Origin of the sequence: Methylohalomonas lacus (assembly GCF_024808875.1) — a bacterium.
Taxonomy (GTDB): Bacteria; Pseudomonadota; Gammaproteobacteria; order Methylohalomonadales; family Methylohalomonadaceae; genus Methylohalomonas; species Methylohalomonas lacus.
This window is the reverse complement of sequence record NZ_JANUCT010000003.1, coordinates 132,142-153,157: the sequence shown is the minus strand read 5'-3', so window position 1 is coordinate 153,157 and position 21,016 is coordinate 132,142. Positions and strand designations below refer to the sequence as shown.

Genomic DNA, 21,016 nt, shown 5'->3' with positions numbered 1-21,016 from the left:
GAATTAAAACTTATACTTAATGCCGTATAAAAACCATGTCTGAAGCCCCGAAAACCCGGCCCGATCACGATCCCAGCTGCCAGGACGATTACGATTCCGAATCACTGCCGGTCGAGGCGGCACGCGCGCGCATCCTCGACAACCTGCAACCACTGCGCGGCTACGAGCAGGTCGCGCTGCGCTCAGCGCTGGGCCGCATACTGGCGCAGGACATCCACTCGCCGGTGGCAGTGCCGCATGGCACCAACTCGGCCATGGACGGCTACGCCCTGGCCGGCAGCGATCTGCCCGCCGACGGCAACCGCGAACTGTGCATCGCCGGCACCGCCTGGGCCGGCCGGCCCTACCCGCAGGCACTGCAGCCCGGTGAATGCGTGCGCATATTCACCGGCGCGATACTGCCTGACGGCGCCGACACGGTGGTCATCCAGGAACGCGCCGAGCGCCGCGACGACACGCTGATCATCGACAACAGCACACGCAGCGGTGACAACGTTCGCGCCGCCGGCGAGGACATTGCCAAAGGCGCCCGGGTGATGGCTGCCGGCACACGCCTGCAGCCGGCCGAGCTCGGTCTGCTGGCGTCACTGGGGCTGGGCGAGATCACGGTGCGGCGGCGCCTGCGCGTGGCCTTCTTCTCGACCGGCGACGAGCTGCGCTCGATCGGCGAGCCGCTGGAACCGGGCATGATCTACGACAGCAACCGCTACACCCTCTTCGGCATGCTGGAGCGGCTGGGCTGCGAGCTGATCGACATGGGCGTGGTCCGCGACACGCCGGAAGCCACTGACACCGCGTTTCGCGAGGCGGCCGACTGCGCCGACGTGCTGATCACCTCCGGCGGCGTCTCCGTGGGCGAGGCCGACTACGTCAAGACCACGCTCGAGGCGCTGGGTGAGGTCGGTTTCTGGAAGGTGGCAATGAAGCCGGGCCGGCCGCTGGCCTTCGGCCGCATCAGTGACTGCGTGTTCTTCGGCCTGCCCGGCAACCCGGTTTCGGTCATGGTCACCTTCTACCAGTTCGTGCAGCCGGCGCTGCGCAAGCTCATGGGCGAAGCCGTCACCGACCCGATAACCGTGCGGGCGCGTTGCCAGTCGGGCCTGAAAAAGCGGCCCGGGCGATTCGAATTCCAGCGCGGCATCCTGTCACAGGGTGACGACGGCGAGCTGAACGTGCACAAGACCGGCGCCCAGGGCTCCGGCATCCTGACTTCCATGTCACACGCCAACTGCTTCATCCTGCTGCCCGTCGAGGCCAGCGGCATCGAACCCGGCGACTGGGTCGACGTGCAGCCGTTTCACGGACTGGTCTAGTTCAGACCTCGATCTGCATGCCGTCGTAGGACACTTCCCAGCCCGCCGCTTCCACCTGGCGACGCTCGTCGCTGTCGTCGAGCAGGATCGGGTTAGTGGTGTTGATATGGATGAAGATCTTGCGCTTGATGTCGAGATCCTTCAGCGCGGCGATGCTGCCGTCCGCATCCGCATTGCTCATATGACCCATGCGCTTGGCGGTTTTCACGCCGACGCCGTCGCGGATCATCTCGTCATCGGTCCACAGCGTGCCGTCGAAGAAGACCAGGTCGGCACCGCGCAAGCGCTCCGCCAGTTCCGGCGTCATCTTCGCGCAGGCCGGCACGTAGAAGAAACGCGTTTCGCCACTGGCGTCCTTGACCTCCAGCGCAATGGTGTCTTCCTCCACCGAGCCGAAATTGTCATCGCCCTTGCTCTCGTCCTCGAGCCACAGCGCCACCTTGCCGGGCACGGCGAACGGGATCACGGTGATACCGGCACGACTGCCATCGGCTTTCTGCAGATCCAGCGGCTGATCCAGTTTCATCACCTCACGGCTGACGAATTTCGGATTGAGCACATTGAAGATGGTATTGGCCTTCAGAACGTCGAGTACCCGCTGGGTACCGTAGACGCGCAGCGGCTGTGACTCGCGCAGGTTCAACAGGCCGGCAACGTGATCGACGTCGGCGTTGGTCAGGACCACGCCCTGGATCGGGCTGTGACGCAGATCCTTTTTCGGATGCAGTATCTCGTTGTCGGTGATCTGCTTGCGCAAATCGGGCGAGGCATTGAACAGGAACCAGTCATCGCCATCGGCGCTGACCGCGATCGACGACTGCGTGCGCTGTTTCGCCGCCGGATCGTTCTGCCGCGCGCGGCGGCTGTTCGGATGGTTGCAGTTCCATTGCGGAAAGCCGCCGCCGGCGCCGGCGCCCAGTACACAGATTTTCATAAGCCTCACACTCCTTCAATTACATTGTCTTGCCCGCGCCAATCACGGCGCGAAATTATGGCTATTTGTAGCCGGGCGTGTTGCCCTGCACCCAGCGTTCGCCGGGGTCGAGCTGTTCCTTCTTCCAGAACGGCGCCCGCGATTTCAGATCTTCCATCATGAAACGGCAGGCCTCGAAAGCGTCGGCGCGATGCGCCGACCAGGCGGCCACCAGGACGATCGCTTCACCGACTGCGATGTCGCCGACGCGATGCAGGATCAGCACTTCCAGCAGTTCCCAGCGGCGAGCCGCTTCATCGGCGATCGACTGCAGATGCCGTTCGGTCATGCCCGGATAGTATTCCAGGTGCATGCCGGTGACGCGTTCGCCATCGTTATGGTCACGCATATAGCCGGTGAAGCTGGCTTCGGCACCGTAACCGCCGACGCTTTGCAGCGAACGCTGGTAATCGGCCAGTCGCGCGTGCGGATCGAACGGGCTGTCGATGATCTCGATCATGCTAGCCTCCGGTTACCGGCGGGAAGAACGCCACCTCGTCGCCGTCACGCACCGGACTGTCGGCCTGCGCGTATTCCATGTTCACCGCCGCCAGAATATTGCCCGAGAATGGTTGATTACCTGCAACCTGCTGCCAGATATCGACCACTTTCATATCACCGGCGTCCTCGATCTCGGCGCTGTCGCGGCCCAGCTCATCGCGCAAACTGGCGAAAAATTTAACCTGTATGCTCATGCAGCAATCCGTTGAATTCGTTTTATCCCGGCCATTCTAACATCGTCGCCCGGCCCTATTGTGGGCCGGCGCTTTGGCGCATAATACGCCCTGACAAACCTGTGACCGAACGCTCATGTCCAACGATTCCAGACACTTAAGCCATCTCAACAGCGCCGGCGAGGCGCATATGGTCGACGTCGGCGACAAGGCCCTGACGCAGCGCATAGCCATCGCCAGCGGCCGCATTCACATGCAGGCCGAAACGCTGAACATGATTGCCGAGGGCACACATGCCAAGGGCGATGTGCTGGCGGTTGCCCGCATCGCCGGCATCATGGCTGCGAAAAAGACTGCAGAACTCGTGCCACTGTGTCATCCGCTGGCGCTGACGCACGTCAGCGTCGAGCTCTCGCCGGACCACACCAACCACTGGGTCAGCTGCCAGGCGCGCACCGAGACACGCGATCAGACCGGGGTGGAAATGGAGGCGCTGACCGCGGTACAGATCGCCCTGCTGACCATTTACGACATGTGCAAGGCGGTCGACCGCGGCATGCAGATCGACGCCGTCCGCCTGCTGGAAAAGTCCGGCGGCCGCTCCGGTCACTGGACGGCGGACGGGCAGCCGTAATTTAGTGACTTGTGACTGGTAATTGGTAATTGGCAGGTTTACCAGTCACAAGTCGCTAACCACCCGGTTACGCCCCGCTGCCTTGGCCTGATAAAGCGCCGTGTCGGCACGCTTGAGTACGGTTTCCAGCGTTTCATCGGGATCCGCGCCCAGCACCGCAACGCCGAAGCTGCTGGTAACACGGATTTCTATATCGTCGTAACTGACACTATCATTTTCGAACTGTTCGCGCAGGCATTCGGCCAGATGGACGGCAGCCTGCAGTTGGGTTTCCGGCAGCAGGATTACAAACTCCTCACCACCCAGCCGGGCACAGATATCGTTGACACGCAGCCGTTCCCGGCAGAGATCGGCCACCCGCCGGAGCACCCGGTCACCGGCATCATGACCATGCGTATCATTAACGACCTTGAAATGATCGATATCGAAATATACCAGCGCTAATTCCCGGCCGTAACGCCGTGCACGCTCTATCTCTTCCTGGCCACGACGATAGAATTCCTTCCTGTTGATCAGATCGGTCAGCGAATCGGTGCGGGCCTCGAGTTGCATTTTCTCTTCTGCCAGGCGCCTGAACTCCAGCGCCTTCGCCTCAAACATGATATGTCGCAGCGCGGTTGCCATGGTTTTCTCCCTGGCGCCAAAGGCCCTGCTTCTGCCGCGCACCGTCTCGCGCCAGGATGCAAACGAGGACCGGGGGCTGAGCCGAGGATTTTCAGTGTCACCATTGACCATCGGCTTGGTCGGATCACCGCCCCAGACAATGTCATCCAGATATTCGCGCCGTCCGAGACAGAGAAAGTCACCGTTGTCCAAATCGATGACGATCCCGCCTGTCAGGTATTCCCGCAGTTCACCGGGAAGACTTCTCAATTCCCCCAGACGATCCGATGCGTAGACAGGTGGCCCTGTGCAAACACCCCTTAACTGGACGGGGAATGGCTGCTTTTCCGCTGCCTTGGGCGCTGCCACCTGTTCTTTACCGAACTGCAGAAAAGCGCTGTCCGCATCCATGAGCGACATAAGTGTGTCAATATGGTGTCGAAAAGCGGTAACCAATCGCTGGCCATTAATAATTTCATTGATAAACGGCTCCAGCGACTCCCTGATTTCGTTGTTCCAGCTACTGGTACTGGAAGCACGCAGTTTAGACAGGTGCGAAGTTACAGCGACAGCAACGCTCTGGCAGGTAACCCGGAGATATTGCGAAACGGCACTTGACGAGCGATGGTGGCAGGCGATCAGGCCCTCGAGATGATCATCAATCACAATGGAAAGGGACAGGCTCGCGCCTACCCCCATATTGCGCAGATACTCGATGTGCACAGGCGCGATGCTCCGAAACACAGCATAGGTCAGATCCAGCGGCTTGCCGGTACGCGGGTTGTTCGCTGGCCGGATCGGTACGGCCCGGGCCTCGGGATCGAAAATGAACCGCAGCGAATTCTGGCGATACAGTTCCCGCGCGCGGGCCGGTATGTCCGCAGCCGGGAAATGATGATCAAGATAGGAACCTATGCTGCTGTCCGTACGCGCCTCATGGGTCACGATACCGCTACCGTCTTCCTTGAACCGGTAGTACATGACGCGTTCGTATCCGGTAAGCGCCTGAACCTCTGTGACCGCCTGCTGTAACAGTTCGTCCTCGGAACGGGATTGGCTGATACGATTGAGTGTTGCCAGCAGCCGATGATAGGCGGCAAGCGGTGCTGCCTCCTGTTCATTATAAAATTCAAATTCCAGTATCACGACGCCGTCGTTTAAATGTGGCATCATGATCAATTCATGGGAGTGATTATCTTCTCCCGCTATGGTGACCAGAACGGGTTCGTTCAGATTCGGATAGACCGGCGCCAGGTCCCTGTCCATGATCTGCTTCTTGGGCCCGGCCCCGATGAGGAACGATATATCCTTGCCGAGCAGGCCCTCCGGCTGGTATCCCAGGTACCGTTCGGTGTTCAGGCTGACCTGCAGTATCTCGCCGCTGTGCCGATCCACTGCCAGCAGTGCGCCCCGGGGCTGAATGCTACCCGGAATATGAATCGGCTCGGCTTCACATCCTTCATACAACGCGACGCGGGGATCGTCTTTTTCGGTCAATGGATTATTCATCGGCGAGCTGCTGGTAAAACAGATCAAATGTGGCTGCCGCGGCAGACACTGCAGCTTCTCTTGCCGGCGGGGTATCACAAGACAATTCGGCGCGGTGGCAGAACTGTGCCCAATTGTGTCCCTCGTTACCGGAAGATCCCGCAAAAAACCGTATGCCGCTATCCGCGGTCAGGCCCAGGCTGCCCGCCAGTTGCCGGGCAATGACCTTGCCACCCAGGCGCGACCCCGCCAGCACATACAGGCAACCGGTTTCAGCCGCCCGGGAACCGGTCAGTGCAGACGGGACGGCAGTATCGGCACCAGTTTTAGCGGCCAATATTTTAAGATCCGCGGCCAGATCCTCACTGCGCAATTCATAGCCCAGGCTGGCCGCCGTCTTTCGTCCTGTTGCCTGTACGGCGGCTTCCAGTGGGCTAAAGAGGGAGAAAAACGACTGCAGCAGACGGCTATATTCGGCAACGGTATAGTCGTCGGCAAACAGCCGCCGCAGCGCCGGTAGAGATTCCAGCCGTGCATGCTGCTCGCGGGTAGCGACACGAAGCTGTGCCAGCAACAGGCCGTCAGACACTGGCAGCGTCGCGTTACGGCTTGCACCTTGCTGCCGTGACCGGGCTACCAGACCAGGTTCACTATCTATATTCAAGCCTGCCAACCCACGCTATAGTTTAGTTATACAATAGCAGTTTTCACATTTCCCAGACATCGCAACAATGATACGCAGTCATTCACGAGGTGCCAGCCATGACCGCCCGCAAAATTGCCACTCTGAACCTGCGCATCGATCCCGACCTCAAGGCGGCCGCCCGCACCGCCGCCGGGCGCGAGCATCGCAGCGTGACCAACTGGATCGAGGTTCTCATCCGCGAGCGCTGTGAAAGCCACGGGATCCCCGTGCCCGAGCAACAGGCAGTGTTTGGCTATGAAACGGACGACTCGGCGATTGGTTATGATGTGGACGATTCGGCCGCCGAGTGAGCGATATGGGCCGCCGATTCATGAAAGCTGTGTAAAGCGCTGCGCCAACATCAAAGCCCGGCAGTCGTTCGAGTCACTGGACGGCGGAGGGGCAGTTGTAGTGTGGTAACTGGTGAGCGGTCATTGGTGACTGGCAGGTTCACCGGTCACCAATCAACCTCCCGGCAGGAGGTCCGACCTCGGGCCGAATGATTTGGCGCATGTTTCGCGGCGGGGTCGCCGCTCCTACCGTTGCCGTCGTTTCTTTTCAGTGGGAGAGCCGTCACCATCAACATACAAGCCGATTACCATTGGCGAAACATGTAACGAGAGGTTCGCGGATTTTAATCCGCTCTCACTCTCGGCAGGTTTTGCCAATCACCAGTCACTAATGACCAGTAACTGATCAGTCGTACTTGATGTACTTGAAGCGCGGGTCGTCCGGCGTGCCATCGAGATCGCCTTCCTCGTGGGCCGGCTGCCACATCACGACTTCCTCGATCTTCTTCGCCAGCTGGAAGTCCTTGTCGGTGACGCCCTTGGCGGCGTGGTTCATCAGCTTGACGATGACAAAGGCATACGAGGCAGTCAGGTCCGGGTGGTGGAAAGCGGCCTCGGCCAGGTGGCCGACGGTGTTGATGACCATCAGCGTGCCTTTCCAGCCCGCGGTCTTGTACTTGCGGCGGATCCAGCCGTCCTCGTAGTACCAGTTGGGCAGTTCCTCTTTCAGGCGGGCCTCGATTTCCTCTTCGCTGTAGGTTGCGTCCTTTTCCTTGTTGCGCCATTGAGCCATGGTATCGATCTCCTTTAATCAGCTAGACACAGGCAACCGACGGGCGGTCGGCCAGTGTATGAATGTTCGTCTTGATTGCGCACCGTACGGCCTCCACCGCCGCTTTATCAAGCGTCGCGATACGCTGACTGTCGCGGCAAAGCGCGCCGCGAAAGCCCATGTAGTCCGGCTGCAGCGACAGCAGCGGCACGATATCGGCCTGTTTCAGCGAACCGGCCAGACCGCAGTACAGGCCGGCATCGCGTGACCGCGCGACAAACGCGGCCAGTTCGTCATCTCCGAGTTTATCGCGTAGCGCCCCGCTTTGCTTGTCCATGGTGTCGAGCATGACACCATACAGGCCGGCATCAGCCAGGCTCGGCAGATGATCGAGCTGCGCCCCGTATTCGGCAAACAGCACGACGACGACCCGTACGCCCTGCCCGGCCGCCCGTGCCAGGCAGGCCAATACGGCGCTGTCCAGCTGCCTGCCAAACCAGCCGATCTTGACGATGTCGACACCCGCGGCGGCCGTCGCCGTGATCGCCGGCGCGATAACGTCCGCGGCCAGCGGCCGGTCACCGATGGTCGCACTCAGCGTGTGGCGACCGCCCAGCGCGGTAACAATACGCGCGCGTTCCGCCGCGGCCAACGCACCGAGCGCGCCACGGGCCGGATCCTTGAGGTCGATGATATCGGCACCATGGGCAGCCACCAGCCGGGCCTCGGCAAGACTGCTGACGCTGGCCAGGAACTGCGGCGTAACCGGAGGCATTATGGCGTTCATCAGGCGTCCTGTGCCGCGTCGGCGTCCAGGTGGGCATTGATGCGTTCCATCAGCCAGTCCCAGGCCTGGCGTTCGCGTTCACCGGCGGTCTTGTCCATGGCGATCTGCAGGTATTCCAGTTCATTGGTGATCTTCTCGCGCGGCAGCCGATCGAGACGGCTAACCAGTATCGCGCACTCGAGCACCGCGACCTGGGCACGGTTAAAGCCGAGAAACGGCTTGTGCATGCCTTCATGCACGCACCGGCAGTAGAAGCGTGGCCGCAGTTCGTCCTCGTCGACGCGCTCGACGCGCAGTTCCAGGTGCGACAGGGCGGCGTCGAGGTAACGCCCGGCCACGACTTCGGCCGGCTGCAACGGCCAGTCGTAGCGGCCGGTCAGGCAACCGGCGAACACGCGCACGTCATCGGTCAGGTTGACGACAGCCACGCCGCTGCGTTCGAGATTGGCGAGCGTGGTCGACGGCCGGAACGGTGCAATGAGATACAGGTCGTCGACCCGGCGCAGGCCCATGGGCGCAATCTGCACGCTGTCGTCGGCATTCAGGGTGGTGACGATGGTTTCGTAGATCATCATTATATTCAGTCGTTGCTGCTGCGATCGTCGTCGCGATCGTCAGCGCCGCTGTTGTCGTTATCGGTGGTTTGTTCGCGCTCGGCCTGCTTGCGCTTGCGCGCCCGGCTGGCCTTCATTGTACTGCCCTCTTCCTTGAATTCCTGCCGGCTCTGCGGTTTCAGGGCATGCGCGGCACGCGCGGTGTCGCCGGCCTCTTCGCTCACCGCGGCGGGTACGGCCACGCCCCAGCCGAGTTCCTCGTCCTGGTCATAGCGCTTGCCGAGCTGCCAGGCGATCTGCGCGCGCGCCAGTTCGACGCCCATGTAGAACGCATGCGGCGGATCGTCCTCGAGCTGAACCAGTTCCGGGAACATCGCAAACGGTTCCTGGCCGATACTCATGCCGTCGCGGTTGAACACGTGGATACCCGCCTCGCTGATCTGCACGCGGTAATTCGGATCGCGGATCTGTCCGGCGAGCTCGCTGATCTCCTCCGGCGTGGAAGGAAACGGCTTGCGCGAGTGGGTTGTCAGCAGTGCGTCGCTATAACCCTTGGGCAGGCTGTTGGCCTCGCGCGCGGCGAACATCTGCCGGCGGGCACTGTCCGCCTCGCGCACCGCCGCGCGGGCGTGCGGGCTGACCTCGGTGGCCAGTACGTTGGTGATCCGCAATTCGGAAATGATACCAAACAGGATGGCGTTGATGCCGGTGGTATCGGCCTCGGTCAACTCGGTGAGATTGCCGATGCCCATCATGATCGGAATATCCGGGCACTGTTCGCGCAGCTGCTGGTAGCGCACGATCGAGGCGGTAAAACCGAAATGGATCGGATCGAGGATACTGTCGGCCAGACATTCGCGGCCCTGCCCGGTCAGGCTGGCGACGGCACGATAAAGCGAGTCCATGTCACCGGGGCTTTCAGGGATGATAATGGGCGTGCTGGCGACCTCGTCGGCCAGCCACAGCGTGCTTTCCTTCAGGCTGAGCAGGTAATCCGCACCGGCGCGGCCGCCCCGCAGTAGCTCGTCGGTTTCGAGCGAATCGACGCTGACGGTGAAACCGGCGTCGCGCAGTGCCCGGACGCTGTCTTCCAGATGCGGGAAATCCAGCCCCGGCAGGCAGCCGAGGTCGATGACGTCGGCGCCGTCGCGGCGATAGCGTTCGGCGCGTTCGACAATAGCGGCCACGTCGATCTGCGGCGCGTCGACGATCTCGGCGAACACGCGCACATCGTAGCGGCTCAGATCCGGGGCAAACGCCTTGCCGCCGAAATACGCCGGCAGATCCTTCAGATCTTTCGGGCCGCGCTCCACGCTGACACCAAGCTGCGCGGCCAGTGCGTCGATATCGCCCTGGCACAGGCCCGGTACGACGATGCGGTCGATGCCGTCGAGCGCCGTCAGCCGTCGCTCGATCAGCTTGACCGTCATCAGCGCGGCCACGCTGACACCGATGTTACGCACCTCGTAGCTGAATTCCGGCTGCATGGACTCCAGCACCTGGTGCAGGCTTTTCTCCGCCAGCTTGCCGGTCAGAAAGACGATGTGTTCGGACATGTTATGGGGAAGCGCCTGGTCTGGTTGCTCGCGATCGGGTTGCGGCGGGCATTATATCGGCTTCGAACCGATACCGCGTTGCTGGTTGTCTGTAACCAGTCTAACTGGTCACTCATAGCCATAAACAGGCCTGCCGGGCCCGTCCGGGTCGCAGCAAGACCCGCCATGGGTTTGCGTGACGATTTTAACCTTATGATTTGAGTGATATTTTACCCCAATACGGCGGTCCGGGCCAGAACTGGCACGGTTCTGGCAACGCGTATTCAGTGCAACACAGCTTCTCTGATGTCGCTGTTTGCACCGGGGAGTTAGATGACACTCTCCACATTCAAACTAAACTTAAACTTGGAGAATTAACATGAAGTGGGATACTCCTGCATATAGCGACATTCGCTTCGGCTTCGAAGTGACCATGTACATCAACAACAAGTAAGTTGTTATGTATGACCGGGGGTGGTTTGCCACTCCCGGTTTCAATACCAGGCCGGATTGAGCCAACCGGATCGAAACAGGGACACAGTTATTGCAAGGGCGTGCACGAAGCACCAGGAATTTCAGTGAGCCCTGTTAGACACGCCGTCAACAGGGCTTTTTAATACATAAACGATCAATAAGCGGATATTGAACTGATGGGTATCGAAGAACAAACACCGTGGAGCCGCGAGGAGTTCGAGCAGAAACTCCGCGCGAAAGAGAAGTATTACCACATCAATCATCCTTTCCACGTCCTGATGAACACGGGCAAGCTGGAAAAGAAGGCCATCCAGGGCTGGGTAGCCAACCGCTTCTATTATCAGACCAGCATCCCAATCAAGGATGCCGCCATCATGGCCAACTGCACCGATCGCGACACCCGCCGCCTGTGGGTGCAGCGCATTATCGACCATGACGGCACCCAGGGTAACGACGGCGGTATCGAGGCCTGGCTGCAGCTCGGCGAGGCCGTCGGCCTGAGCCGCGAGGAACTCCAGTCGGAGCAGCACGTGCTGCCCGGCGTGCGCTTTGCCATCGACGCCTACGTGAATTTCGCCCGGCACGCGACCTGGCAGGAAGCCGCCTGCTCATCGCTGACCGAGCTGTTCGCGCCGAAGATTCATCAGAACCGGCTCGACAACTGGCCCAAGCATTACACCTGGATCGAGCCGGACGGCTACAACTATTTCCGCAAGCGGCTGGGAGAAGCCCGCCGCGACGTCGAACATGGCCTGAGCATCACGCTGGATCATTTCCGCACGCGCGAACAGCAGGAACACGCGCTCGGCCTGTTGCAGTTCAAGCTCGACATCCTCTGGACCATGCTCGATGCCATGTGGATGGCCTATATCGAGAACAAACCACCCTATCACTGTGTCGAATAAGAAGAATGGATATTACAGCTGATCAAACGATTCCCGAGATTGCGCCGACGTTCCGGCTGCAATGGGAAAAAGCACAGAATTGTTATGTCGTCCTGTATCCGGAAGGCATGGTCAAGCTGAGCCCCAGCGCCGGCGAGATCATGAAACGCATCGACGGCGCCCAAAGCGTCGCCGACATCATCAGCGAGCTGCAGCAGCAGTTTCCGGACGCTGAACTCGAACAGGACGTACGCAAATTTATGGAGGTAGCTCATGACAACGGCTGGATTCGAGCAAAGCAGTAAAGGTAAGCCCCTCTGGTTACTCGCGGAGCTGACCTACAAGTGCCCGCTGCAGTGCCCATACTGCTCCAACCCGGTGGAGATCGCCAAGTACCAGGACGAGCTCACCACCGAGGAGTGGTTCCGGGTCATGCGCGAGGCACGCGAAATGGGCGCGACGCAGCTCGGCTTTTCCGGCGGCGAACCGCTGGTGCGCAAGGATCTGGAAGAGTTGATCGCCGAGGCGCGGCGGCTGGGTTTCTATACCAACCTGATCACTTCCGGCGTCGGCATGGACGAGGATCGCATCAAGGCCTTCAAGGAAGCCGGCCTCGATCATATCCAGATCAGCTTCCAGGCCAGTAACGAGGAACTGAACAACTACCTCGCCGGCACCAAGAGCTTCAACCACAAGTACGAGATGGCGCGCCTGGTCAAGAAGTACGAGTACCCGATGGTTCTGAACATCGTCCTGCATCGCAAGAACATCGAGCAGATCGATGACATCATCAACATGTGCAACGATCTCGATGCCGACTACGTCGAACTGGCGAGCACGCAGTATTACGGCTGGTCGCGCATCAACATCGACCAGCTGCTGCCGACCAAGGAACAGCTGGATAATGCCTGGCAGGTTACCCAGAAGTACAAGGAAAAGTACAAGGACAAGATGAAGCTCATCTATGTCATCCCGGACTATTACGAGACACGACCGAAGCCCTGCATGAATGGCTGGGGCTCGGTGTTCCTGACCATCGTCCCGGACGGCACGGCCCTGCCCTGCCACGCCGCGCACCAGCTGCCGATCGAATTCCCCAACGTGCGCGACTGGACCATCGAGGGTCTGTGGAACGACTCCGAAGGCTTCAACGTCTTCCGCGGTTTCGACTGGATGAAGGAACCGTGCCGCTCATGTCCGGAAAAAACCAAGGACTTCGGCGGCTGCCGTTGCCAGGCTTACATGCTTACCGGCGACGCGCGTAATGCCGACCCGGTGTGTGACAAGTCGCCCTATCACGCCGAGCTGCACGCCGACGTCGAGCGCATCAACAAGCTGGCGAAGGAACAGGATCCGAACAAGGACGAGAAACCGCTGATGTTCCGCAACATGCGCAACTCCAAGGACATCGAGAAGGACGCCAAAAAACCGCACCTGGAAACGACGGAGTAGCACAAGATTCCGGCTCTCCCTAGCGGGAGGCCGGAATGACGACCGGAAACAACTTCCCCGCATCAAACCTTGTCGTCATTCCGGAAACGACACAGTCGTTATCCGGAATCCCCGTGCCGCCTTCCACCCGCGGCCTTACCGACATGGATTCCGGCTCTCGCATGCGCTCGGCCGGAATGACGACTGTTTTTGCTTCGGCGTCATTCCATCTAAGATTTCGGTTCTCCCTTGCAGCAGGCCGGAATGACGGCAAAACATTCCCCCGCTTCAACCTGTCGTCATTCCGGAAACGACACAGTCGTTATCCGGAATCCCCGTGCCGCCTTCCACCCGCGGCCTTACCGGCATGGATTCCGGCTCTCGCATGCGCTCGGCCGGAATGACGAGAATTTTTCCGGCGCCAAACGCAATCCATTCAGGCCAGATCCGAATAAAGATCACGCCACTCGGCATTGACGCTTTCAATCAATTCGATCTTCCATTGCCGGCGCCAATGCTTAAGTGATTTCTCGCGCCGGATCGCAGACACCATGCTGTCATGGACCTCGAACCAGACCAGCGTATGCAGTCGATAGCGTCGGGTGAAACCTTCAACCAGATCTTTCCTGTGTTGCCAGACGCGGCCGGGTAAATTGGAAGTGACACCGACATAAAGGGTGCCACGACGGCGATTCGTCAGAATGTAAACACAAGGCAGCTTGTCCATAAGCAATTCAGCTCTTCCTGAGCAATGTACGGATTCCGGCTCTCCCTGGCGGGAGGCCGGAATGACGATTCTCGCACGCCGAGGCAATCAAGAATCCGTCATTCCGGAAACCACGTAGTGGTTATCCGGAATCTGTTAAAAACACCACCGCATGCTAGAGATTCCGGCTCTCGCATGCGCTCGGCCGGAATGACGACTGTTTTTGCTTCGGCGTCATTCCGACGGAGATTCAAGTTCTCCCTACGGGAGGCCGGAATGACGGAAAATTACTTCCCGATATCGAAAAACCACCGTCATTCCGGAAGCCACGAAGTGGCTATCCGGAATCCATTTCCAGCCATACTCAGACGCTAGTAACGCGCTGAAGCAATCGCCTTCGACACTTCGATGGCCTGGCGGTTGGGTCGGACGTCGTGAACGCGGAAGATGCTGACGCCCGCCTGGGCGCCAATGACGGTGGTGGTGCAGGTTGCGCCGATCAATTGGCTGGTATCGGTTTCCTGGCAAATCGCGCCCATGAAGCGCTTGCGGCTGGTGCCGAGCAGGACCGGGTAGCCGGTCTGCACGAATTCAGACAGGCCTGCCAGCAGCTGCAGGTTGTGATCGCGGGTCTTGCCGAAGCCGATGCCCGGGTCGATGACCAGCTGTTCCCGGGCGATACCGGCGGCTTCCGCCACGGCAACGCGCTCGAGCAGAAAATCGCGGACCTCGGTGACGACATCGGTGTAGGTGGGATTGTCCTGCATGGTCGCCGGCTCGCCCTGCATGTGCATGATGGCGATGGGCACGCCGGTCTCGGCCGCCAGTGCAAACATGCGCGGGTCGTCACGACCGGCGGAAACGTCATTGAGCATGTTGGCGCCGGCACGGATGGCCGCCTCGGCGACCGGCACGCGGGTCGTGTCGACGCTGATGGCAATATCGGCGGGCAGATCGCCGCGCAGAGCGCGAATGATATCGAGGATGCGGCTCAGCTGCTCCTCGGCGCTGACGCGCTGCGAGCCGGGCCGCGTCGACTCGCCGCCGACGTCGATGATGGCCGCACCCTCGGCCACCATCTGCCGGGCGTGCTCAATCGCGCGTTCGACATCGGTGTAGCGGCCGCCGTCGGAAAAACTGTCCGGCGTCAGGTTGAGAATCCCCATGATGGCCGGCTGCTGGCTGGAAAACGATTGCATATCGGCTACTTGCTTCAGGCGTTCAGTTGGCCGGTTCGATCTGATCCGCCATCCAGTCACTGGCCTTGACGAGCGCGTTGATCATGGCCGGTTCGCCGCCCAGATGGCCGGCATCCTCGAGCACTTTCAACTCCGACTGTGGCAGTGCGCGGTGCACGGCCCAGGATGCCGACAGCGTGCAAATCATGTCACGGCGGCCGTGGATGATGCGCACCGGCACATTCGGCACCCGGCCGATGTTGGCCAGTATCTGGTTGTCCTCGATGAAGTAGGCGTTGCGGGCGTAGTGCAGCTCGATGCCGCCGGACTTGACCAGCTTGTCGGCGTCGAAACCGTCGAGACTGAATTCACCATTGAGGGTATAGGTCACCACCCGGCCGGTCCACCAGGCCCAGGCGCGGGCCGCCTTTTCCACCTGGTCGGCTTCGTCGGCGCCCAGGCTTTCATGCAGCAGCTGCACGATGGCCTCGGGCCGCATGTCGAAACCCGAGTGGCCGCGCACCTCGGCCAGGTCGATCAGCTCCTGGCGGAAATCGTCCCAGTACTCGGGGAAAAAGCGCTCAGCGCCGCGGCCGAGCAGGAACTGGTAGTCCTGGGCACGGGCCAGGAACGTGCCGCGCAGCACCAGGCCGAGCAGCTTTTGCGGGTACGTCTCGGCGTACAGCAGCGCCAGCGTCGCGCCCCAGGAACCGCCGTGCACCAGCCAGCGGTCGATGCCCAGCCGCTCGCGCAGGGTTTCCATGTCGGCGAGCAGGTGCTGCGTGGTATTGGCTTCCAGCCGGCCGAACGGCTCGCTGCGGCCGCTGCCGCGCTGGTCGAAGATGATGATGCGATAGCGCGCCGGGTCAAACAGCTGGCGGTGCTGCGGCTTGGCGCCCGAGCCGGGGCCGCCATGGAGGAAAATCACCGGGATGCCGTCGCGGCTGCCGCAGTCCTCGTAATGGATCCGGTGACCGTCGCCAACGTCGAGCAGACCGGCTTCGACCGGTTCGATTTCCGGGTAGAGTTCGCGCATGGGGGTGATTATCCTGAGTATTGGATGAGGTGTGAAGGCTGCAACGAGTCCTGACCCGTCAGATTCCGGCGCTCGCGTCGTGAGGCCGGAATGACGGCTATCACTTTCCGGGGCAGTTAAGTATTCGTCATTCCGGAAACCACGTAGTGGTTATCCGGAATCTATCAAAAGCGCCCACCGCGCATGCGTCATTCCGGCTCTCCCTGCGGGAGGCCGGAATGACGGTTATCGCCTACCGGGGCAATCAAGCATTCGTCATTCCGGAAACCGCGCAGCGGTTATCCGGAATCTATCAAAAGCGCCCACCGCATGCGGGATTCCGGCTCTCCCTCACGGGAGGCCGGAATGACAGCTATCGCCTTCCGGGGCAATCAAGCATTCGTCATTCCGGAAACCGCGCAGCGGTTATCCGGAATCTACTCTACATCCTGTGCGCCTAGATATCGCTCAGGATCTGCTCGCGCTTGGTCTCGTACTCTTCCTTGGAGATCATTTCCTGCTCGTAGAGCTTCTCCAGCGTTTCAAGCCGTTCCTCGGGGCTCTTGCCGCCGTTGTCGCCGCCGGAATTCTTCATCTGCTCGCGCATGCGCGCCATTTCCAGCTTCAGCTCGCGCTGCTCCTTCTGCATGCGCGCGGCTTCGAGGCGCATCTCGCGGCTCATGCCGCCTTCTTCCTTGCCCCGCTCGCCCTTCTGCTGGGCAATAGCGCTCGCCGCCTGGTCAATGTCCAGAACGAACCAGTCCTGGCGCGGGTTGTTGTTCACGACCTTGTTCTGAATACCGGCCATGTTAACGACCGCGCCGGGTACATTGTTGGCGCTACTGGAGCGGCGGCCATGATTGAAATTGTAGGCACCGCCAAGCTGGCCGGAGGAGTCATAGACACGCTCGTATTCCTGGTTCTTGAAGCGATTGTAATCGCCAATGATGATGTTGAGCCGGCCGTCCTTGTAGAACGCGCGGCCGGAGACGAATACATGGTCGGTCAGAATAAGCAGCTGGCTGACCTCTTTCTGCAGCGTGAAGATGATGTCCTGGTTCGGTTCCGCCTCCTTAAGGCCGATTGCCAGGTACTCGGCCAGGCGCCGCGCCTGGGTCACGGAAAACACGCGCTCTTCCTTGCCCGAGGAAAACAGGCCGGATTTTTTCGCTTGAAAGCGCAGTTCTTCCAGTACCGTGACGATGTTCTGCGGATCCAGCTCAACCGGGTGGTCGTTGCTGCCAAAATTGTCACTGTCCTGCTTGGCGTACTTGATGTAGAGATTGTTGCCGGACTTCCAAAGGACGCTGCCGTCGTCGCCGCCGAACAGCGCCGCCGCGGCGTTGCCGGAGACCATCAGCGCGCTCAGGAACAGAACCGTAACCAGGTGATTAGTAATCGTTTTCATAACAGACCGGTGAATGGAGTGAGTAATGCAAGTTCGACCTTGCCGGAAATCATTAGTTTAGCGTATCCGGGCCCGGTGGGAGAAGCCCGCAGTGCCCTTCGCTCCCGGAAGACGCGCATAAAAAAGGGCCTCCGAGGAGGCCCTTTTATTACAGCTAGATACGTCTACAGCTGGATACTTCGTTCCAAGTCTTAGAAGAAGTAGGTCAGACCCAGAGTGAAGGTATCCAGGTCGTCGCCGTTATCCAGAGACTGGGCGGCGGCGGAAGAACCGTCAACATCCAGGCTCAGGTTTTCCCAGACGCCATAGAGCATCAGGTTGCTGCCGAAGTACTGGCTGACCTCGATACCGAGACGCTCAACTTCGGAACCGGTGACGCCAACGGCACCCAGCGGACCGTACTGGTCGTTGTAGGAGCCATACTGCACGGCGAAGGAGGTATCACCGACGGCGTTGAACTTCTTCTTGATACCGATCTTGCCCCAATAGGCGTCGGTCGAGTCTTCATAGTTGATGGAACGACCGAGGTCGGTCAGGCTGGCGTCTTCATACTGGTACGCGAAGGTACCGAAGATGCCGGTCTGCTGATCCATCAAGCCCAACTGGACCTGGAAGTTGTCGGCGCTGTTGTAGAACACCTGCGAGGCCAGGCCACCATTCGGGCCGCCGTTGTGGGCGTAGCCGAGGTGCAGCATGGTGGTGATACGACCGGCCAGTTCGGTGTTGTACTTGGCGGCGACGTCATACATGTCGTCATTGGACGCGCCAACCGCCAGGTTCAGACCGTCGACGAAGGTCGGCAGGTCATAGCGAACGCCGCTGCGGTAGATACCATTGCAGTCCAGACCGATACCACCGGCACCCTGCAGGGTCGGCGCGGTCAGACAGCCCAGGAAGTTACCCCAGGTCGTGGCAAAGGGATCGCCACCGTTTAGGCCACCAGCAGTAACACTAACCGCGTCGGTATCCTGAATCATGAAGCCGTTACCACGGAACACCGGGGAGATCGACGGCCACAGGGTGGCGGACGGATCGGCCAGCACGGCGATGTTATCGGTCGGCATGGACTGCAGACCGACGGTCACCTTACCGAAGGCACCGCCGACGTTGACGCTGGAACCCAGCACACCGACGTCATAGGCGTTGTTGTCCGGCATGTTCTGCTGGTTACCGAAAATCAGCGGCGTGGTGTTCGAAATCGGCTCGAGAATGACCTCGAAGCCGGCGTTCATGCCGGTGTTCTGCAGGTCAGTCGTACCGGAGAAAGTGATACGGCTGCCCAGGGTGGTGCCGTTGTCGGACTGCTGACTGATGTCGCTGTCGACACCGTCGTCCCAGTACATGACGCCCTCGTTAATCCAGCCCGAAATGTCGACGGAGCTTTCGGCCTGAACCGGTGCGCTCATCGCCAGGGCCAGAGTCGCACTACCTACTGCAGCAGCAAGCGTGCTCTTCTTCAGGTTTTTCATTTGTTTCCTCCTAGTAACTCACAAAGCGTGAATACTTAATGCACTCTAGAGATTAAGTGCGATCTCCCCAGCCTGTTATCCCTCCCCCAACTTATTAATGTTCGGTGGAGCAGGCCTGAAGACCGACAGTACTGTCTTTCTTCAAGACACGTAAAAAGTAAACCACGAAAACCACAGTTGCAAGTATTTTTTTACAAAAAAACAACAATCCACCTGAATGTCGTTTTTTCGTTGCATTGATGCAACAACGCTGATTCTGCGATAAACGCTTTGGCCTGTCACGCAATGACTTAGCCGATCATCCGCAGATCGCGTATCAAGTTGCAGTGCAACATCATTCCAGTCTATGGACAGCACTCTTCCATCCGCTTTGTTGCATTAAAGCAACAATGGAAACAATGTCTTGATAGTCAAATAAAATCAACTAGTTAGAAATACACTATCAACAGTCCGGCGACACAATGAGGCCAGAGCGTGGCGGTACAGACTGACTCAGCCCCGGGCTGGCATGTACGATGGACTTGCCATAGTGTTGTGATACCTTCATGAGTCACCCCATTTCGTGAACCGGAATACTAATGGCAAGCCCCGAAGACACGATCGATCTCGATGCCTTGCGCGCCGGCGACCAGGCCGTGTTCGCCGAACTGATCCGGCGCTATCACACCGCCCTGCTCGGTCTGGTCCGCCCCATGGTCGGCGACGCGCACGCCGAGGAAGTCGTACAGGAGGCCTGGATCAAGGCGCACAAGCACTGCAGCCGGTTTGCCGGCCGCTCGACGATCAAGACCTGGCTGTGCAGCATCGCCGTCAACGAGGCGCGCATGCAACTCAGGCACGACAAGCGCGAAAGCGAGTTGCGCATGCAGGACAGCAGCGGCGAAGATCCCTACCTTGAGCGCTTCAACAGCCAGGGCAGCTGGAGCTCGCCGCCGGCCGCATGGCAGGCGGATTCACCCGAGGCGCTGCTGGCACAAGGCAATCTTGCCGACTGCCTGGAAAAGACGCTGACCCAACTGCCCGGCAACCAGCAGGCCCTGATCCAATTGCGCGACATCGACGGCGAGGCCTTCGAGACGATCTGTAACGAGCTGGCATTGTCCGCATCCAATGCCCGGGTACTATTGCACCGGGCACGTGGCGCACTGTACAGAATGCTTGAACACTATGAGGAAACCGGCGAATGCTGAACTGCCGCGAACTGGTCCAGGAAACCACGGCGAATCCGGATCTGCTGGAGGGTAGCCGACTGCGCCTGAGCGTACGGCTACACCTGATGATGTGCCGTTACTGCCGGCGTTATGTACGCCAGCTGCAACGGTTACTGGCCCTGCTGAGACGTCAGCACGACAGCGACAAAACCTGTCCGCCGGAAACCGTCGAACGCGTCCTGGCAGAAATCAGGCAGGCCGAGTTGAAGCAGCCCGACCCGCCGGCGAGCTGAAGTATGCTGGCCGCGCTCATCGGGTTGAATGACACTGGCTTTAATTATGGAACGAGCATTCCTATAATGGCCGCCATGACAGCAGGACGCCCCAACAGCTACGAGATTGAGCGGGTCATCGATCAGGCGACCCAGGTATTCTGGCGCCAGGGCTACCAGGCGACGTCCATAGCCGATCTGCTCGACGCGACGCAGTTGTCGCGCAGCAGTCTGTACCAGGCCTTCAGCAACAAGGAAAACCTGTTCAGTCGCTGTCTGCAGAATTACTGCGATGACCTCGCCGCGCAGCTGCGACAACAGCTGGCGGATGCCGAAACCGGCCGCGCCTTCATCGAGACAACCTTTATGCAGGTTGCACGCGGTGCCGACGACCCGCAGCTGCGGCTGGGCTGCCTGGCGATGAATACCGCCATCGAGCTGGGTCATGAAGATACGGCACTGGCGCAGCAGGCGCATGCCGGGCTGCAGCAGTTTGCCGATATATTCACCGCGGCCATTCGCCGCGGCCAGTCCGAACAGGTCATCGCCGCGACGCTCGACGCTGATGCCCTGGGCTACTACCTGGTCAGCGGCATGTGCGGACTGCGCACGTTACTGAAGTGTGGCGCCGGGCGATCCCGGGCCGAGGGCGTAGCCCGGCAGGTACTCGCAGCGCTGGATTGAATATTTTTTTGCTCAAATTTGGAACGAGTGTTCCTG

General features: G+C 60.0%; 24 protein-coding genes. 10 read left to right on the top strand and 14 right to left on the bottom strand.

Annotated features, from left to right (window positions below):
* Nucleotides 1-35 precede the first annotated feature (35 nt).
* Nucleotides 36-1,313 carry a molybdopterin molybdotransferase MoeA gene (gene moeA, locus J2T55_RS02970; RefSeq protein ID WP_259054145.1) on the top strand — a complete coding sequence of 426 codons (1,278 nt, stop codon included), beginning with the start codon at nucleotides 36-38 and terminating at the stop codon, nucleotides 1,311-1,313.
* 1 nt (nucleotide 1,314) lies between these two features.
* Here moeA and pqqB read toward each other — a convergent pair whose 3' ends face one another.
* The 3 genes from pqqB to J2T55_RS02955 all read right to left on the bottom strand — a co-directional run bounded on the left by pqqB (nucleotide 1,315) and on the right by J2T55_RS02955 (nucleotide 2,981).
* Nucleotides 1,315-2,247: a pyrroloquinoline quinone biosynthesis protein PqqB gene (gene pqqB, locus J2T55_RS02965; RefSeq protein ID WP_259054144.1), complete on the bottom strand. Its 933-nt coding sequence runs from the start codon at nucleotides 2,245-2,247 to the stop codon at nucleotides 1,315-1,317.
* Between the two features lie 61 nt (nucleotides 2,248-2,308).
* On the bottom strand, nucleotides 2,309-2,746 hold the full coding sequence (locus tag J2T55_RS02960) for a molybdenum cofactor biosynthesis protein MoaE (protein ID WP_259054143.1): 438 nt from the start codon (nucleotides 2,744-2,746) through the stop codon (nucleotides 2,309-2,311).
* Between the two features lies 1 nt (nucleotide 2,747).
* On the bottom strand, nucleotides 2,748-2,981 hold the full coding sequence (locus J2T55_RS02955) for a MoaD/ThiS family protein (RefSeq protein WP_259054142.1): 234 nt from the start codon (nucleotides 2,979-2,981) through the stop codon (nucleotides 2,748-2,750).
* Between the two features lie 115 nt (nucleotides 2,982-3,096).
* Here J2T55_RS02955 and moaC point away from each other — a divergent pair, with 115 nt between their 5' ends.
* The gene (gene moaC, locus J2T55_RS02950; RefSeq protein ID WP_259054141.1) at nucleotides 3,097-3,594 is read left to right on the top strand and encodes a cyclic pyranopterin monophosphate synthase MoaC; all 498 of its coding nucleotides are present in this window, start codon (nucleotides 3,097-3,099) and stop codon (nucleotides 3,592-3,594) included.
* 45 nt (nucleotides 3,595-3,639) lie between these two features.
* Here moaC and J2T55_RS02945 read toward each other — a convergent pair whose 3' ends face one another.
* Entirely contained in the window at nucleotides 3,640-5,706 is a 2,067-nt protein-coding gene (locus tag J2T55_RS02945; RefSeq protein WP_259054140.1) for a sensor domain-containing diguanylate cyclase, read from the bottom strand.
* Entirely contained in the window at nucleotides 5,699-6,274 is a 576-nt protein-coding gene (locus J2T55_RS02940; RefSeq protein WP_259054139.1) for a biliverdin-producing heme oxygenase, read from the bottom strand. The genes J2T55_RS02945 and J2T55_RS02940 overlap by 8 nt, the downstream gene beginning before the upstream one ends.
* Before the next feature lie 173 nt (nucleotides 6,275-6,447).
* Between J2T55_RS02940 and J2T55_RS02935 the strand changes: the two genes are divergently transcribed.
* Nucleotides 6,448-6,681 (top strand): hypothetical protein, encoded by a 234-nt coding sequence (locus tag J2T55_RS02935; protein ID WP_259054138.1) that lies wholly within the window; start codon nucleotides 6,448-6,450, stop codon nucleotides 6,679-6,681.
* A 385-nt stretch (nucleotides 6,682-7,066) separates the two neighbouring features.
* Here J2T55_RS02935 and J2T55_RS02930 read toward each other — a convergent pair whose 3' ends face one another.
* Genes J2T55_RS02930 through J2T55_RS02915 form a run of 4 tightly spaced genes read right to left on the bottom strand, consistent with a single transcriptional unit; the run spans nucleotide 7,067 to nucleotide 10,329 of the window.
* On the bottom strand, nucleotides 7,067-7,453 hold the full coding sequence (locus J2T55_RS02930) for a 4a-hydroxytetrahydrobiopterin dehydratase (RefSeq protein ID WP_259054137.1): 387 nt from the start codon (nucleotides 7,451-7,453) through the stop codon (nucleotides 7,067-7,069).
* A 22-nt stretch (nucleotides 7,454-7,475) separates the two neighbouring features.
* Nucleotides 7,476-8,219, bottom strand: a complete 744-nt coding sequence (locus J2T55_RS02925) for a (5-formylfuran-3-yl)methyl phosphate synthase (protein WP_259054136.1) — start codon at nucleotides 8,217-8,219, stop codon at nucleotides 7,476-7,478.
* Nucleotides 8,219-8,794: a DUF447 domain-containing protein gene (locus tag J2T55_RS02920; RefSeq protein WP_310521965.1), complete on the bottom strand. Its 576-nt coding sequence runs from the start codon at nucleotides 8,792-8,794 to the stop codon at nucleotides 8,219-8,221. The genes J2T55_RS02925 and J2T55_RS02920 overlap by 1 nt, the downstream gene beginning before the upstream one ends.
* Before the next feature lie 5 nt (nucleotides 8,795-8,799).
* Nucleotides 8,800-10,329 (bottom strand): DUF6513 domain-containing protein, encoded by a 1,530-nt coding sequence (locus tag J2T55_RS02915; RefSeq protein ID WP_259054135.1) that lies wholly within the window; start codon nucleotides 10,327-10,329, stop codon nucleotides 8,800-8,802.
* 358 nt (nucleotides 10,330-10,687) lie between these two features.
* On the opposite strand from J2T55_RS02915, the gene pqqA reads away from it, so the two are divergent.
* The 4 genes from pqqA to pqqE all read left to right on the top strand — a co-directional run bounded on the left by pqqA (nucleotide 10,688) and on the right by pqqE (nucleotide 13,118).
* Complete coding sequence (gene pqqA, locus J2T55_RS13220) at nucleotides 10,688-10,762, top strand: pyrroloquinoline quinone precursor peptide PqqA (RefSeq protein WP_407660022.1); 75 nt, start codon at nucleotides 10,688-10,690, stop codon at nucleotides 10,760-10,762.
* A 196-nt stretch (nucleotides 10,763-10,958) separates the two neighbouring features.
* Nucleotides 10,959-11,687: a pyrroloquinoline-quinone synthase PqqC gene (gene pqqC / locus J2T55_RS02910; RefSeq protein ID WP_407660018.1), complete on the top strand. Its 729-nt coding sequence runs from the start codon at nucleotides 10,959-10,961 to the stop codon at nucleotides 11,685-11,687.
* Nucleotides 11,688-11,692: 5 nt separating this feature from the next.
* Entirely contained in the window at nucleotides 11,693-11,971 is a 279-nt protein-coding gene (gene pqqD / locus J2T55_RS02905) for a pyrroloquinoline quinone biosynthesis peptide chaperone PqqD (RefSeq protein ID WP_259054134.1), read from the top strand.
* Complete coding sequence (gene pqqE / locus J2T55_RS02900; protein WP_259054133.1) at nucleotides 11,940-13,118, top strand: pyrroloquinoline quinone biosynthesis protein PqqE; 1,179 nt, start codon at nucleotides 11,940-11,942, stop codon at nucleotides 13,116-13,118. The genes pqqD and pqqE overlap by 32 nt, the downstream gene beginning before the upstream one ends.
* Nucleotides 13,119-13,533: 415 nt before the next feature.
* On the opposite strand, the gene J2T55_RS02895 is transcribed toward pqqE, so the two are convergent.
* The 5 genes from J2T55_RS02895 to J2T55_RS02875 all read right to left on the bottom strand — a co-directional run bounded on the left by J2T55_RS02895 (nucleotide 13,534) and on the right by J2T55_RS02875 (nucleotide 18,873).
* On the bottom strand, nucleotides 13,534-13,824 hold the full coding sequence (locus tag J2T55_RS02895; RefSeq protein ID WP_259054132.1) for a GIY-YIG nuclease family protein: 291 nt from the start codon (nucleotides 13,822-13,824) through the stop codon (nucleotides 13,534-13,536).
* 350 nt (nucleotides 13,825-14,174) lie between these two features.
* On the bottom strand, nucleotides 14,175-15,002 hold the full coding sequence (folP, locus tag J2T55_RS02890) for a dihydropteroate synthase (protein WP_259054131.1): 828 nt from the start codon (nucleotides 15,000-15,002) through the stop codon (nucleotides 14,175-14,177).
* Between the two features lie 22 nt (nucleotides 15,003-15,024).
* Nucleotides 15,025-16,017 (bottom strand): prolyl aminopeptidase, encoded by a 993-nt coding sequence (pip, locus tag J2T55_RS02885; RefSeq protein ID WP_259054130.1) that lies wholly within the window; start codon nucleotides 16,015-16,017, stop codon nucleotides 15,025-15,027.
* A 436-nt stretch (nucleotides 16,018-16,453) separates the two neighbouring features.
* On the bottom strand, nucleotides 16,454-17,404 hold the full coding sequence (locus tag J2T55_RS02880) for a hypothetical protein (RefSeq protein ID WP_259054129.1): 951 nt from the start codon (nucleotides 17,402-17,404) through the stop codon (nucleotides 16,454-16,456).
* 191 nt (nucleotides 17,405-17,595) lie between these two features.
* Nucleotides 17,596-18,873: a porin gene (locus J2T55_RS02875; protein ID WP_259054128.1), complete on the bottom strand. Its 1,278-nt coding sequence runs from the start codon at nucleotides 18,871-18,873 to the stop codon at nucleotides 17,596-17,598.
* A 578-nt stretch (nucleotides 18,874-19,451) separates the two neighbouring features.
* On the opposite strand from J2T55_RS02875, the gene J2T55_RS02870 reads away from it, so the two are divergent.
* The 3 genes from J2T55_RS02870 (at nucleotide 19,452) to J2T55_RS02860 (ending at nucleotide 20,980) form a co-directional block, all read left to right on the top strand.
* On the top strand, nucleotides 19,452-20,063 hold the full coding sequence (locus tag J2T55_RS02870) for an RNA polymerase sigma factor (RefSeq protein ID WP_259054127.1): 612 nt from the start codon (nucleotides 19,452-19,454) through the stop codon (nucleotides 20,061-20,063).
* A complete protein-coding gene (locus J2T55_RS02865) occupies nucleotides 20,057-20,317 on the top strand; it encodes a zf-HC2 domain-containing protein (RefSeq protein WP_259054126.1) in 261 nt (86 codons plus the stop codon). Before J2T55_RS02870 ends, J2T55_RS02865 begins: the two co-directional genes overlap by 7 nt.
* A gap of 66 nt (nucleotides 20,318-20,383) precedes the next feature.
* Nucleotides 20,384-20,980, top strand: a complete 597-nt coding sequence (locus tag J2T55_RS02860) for a TetR/AcrR family transcriptional regulator (protein WP_259054124.1) — start codon at nucleotides 20,384-20,386, stop codon at nucleotides 20,978-20,980.
* Nucleotides 20,981-21,016: the final 36 nt, after the last annotated feature.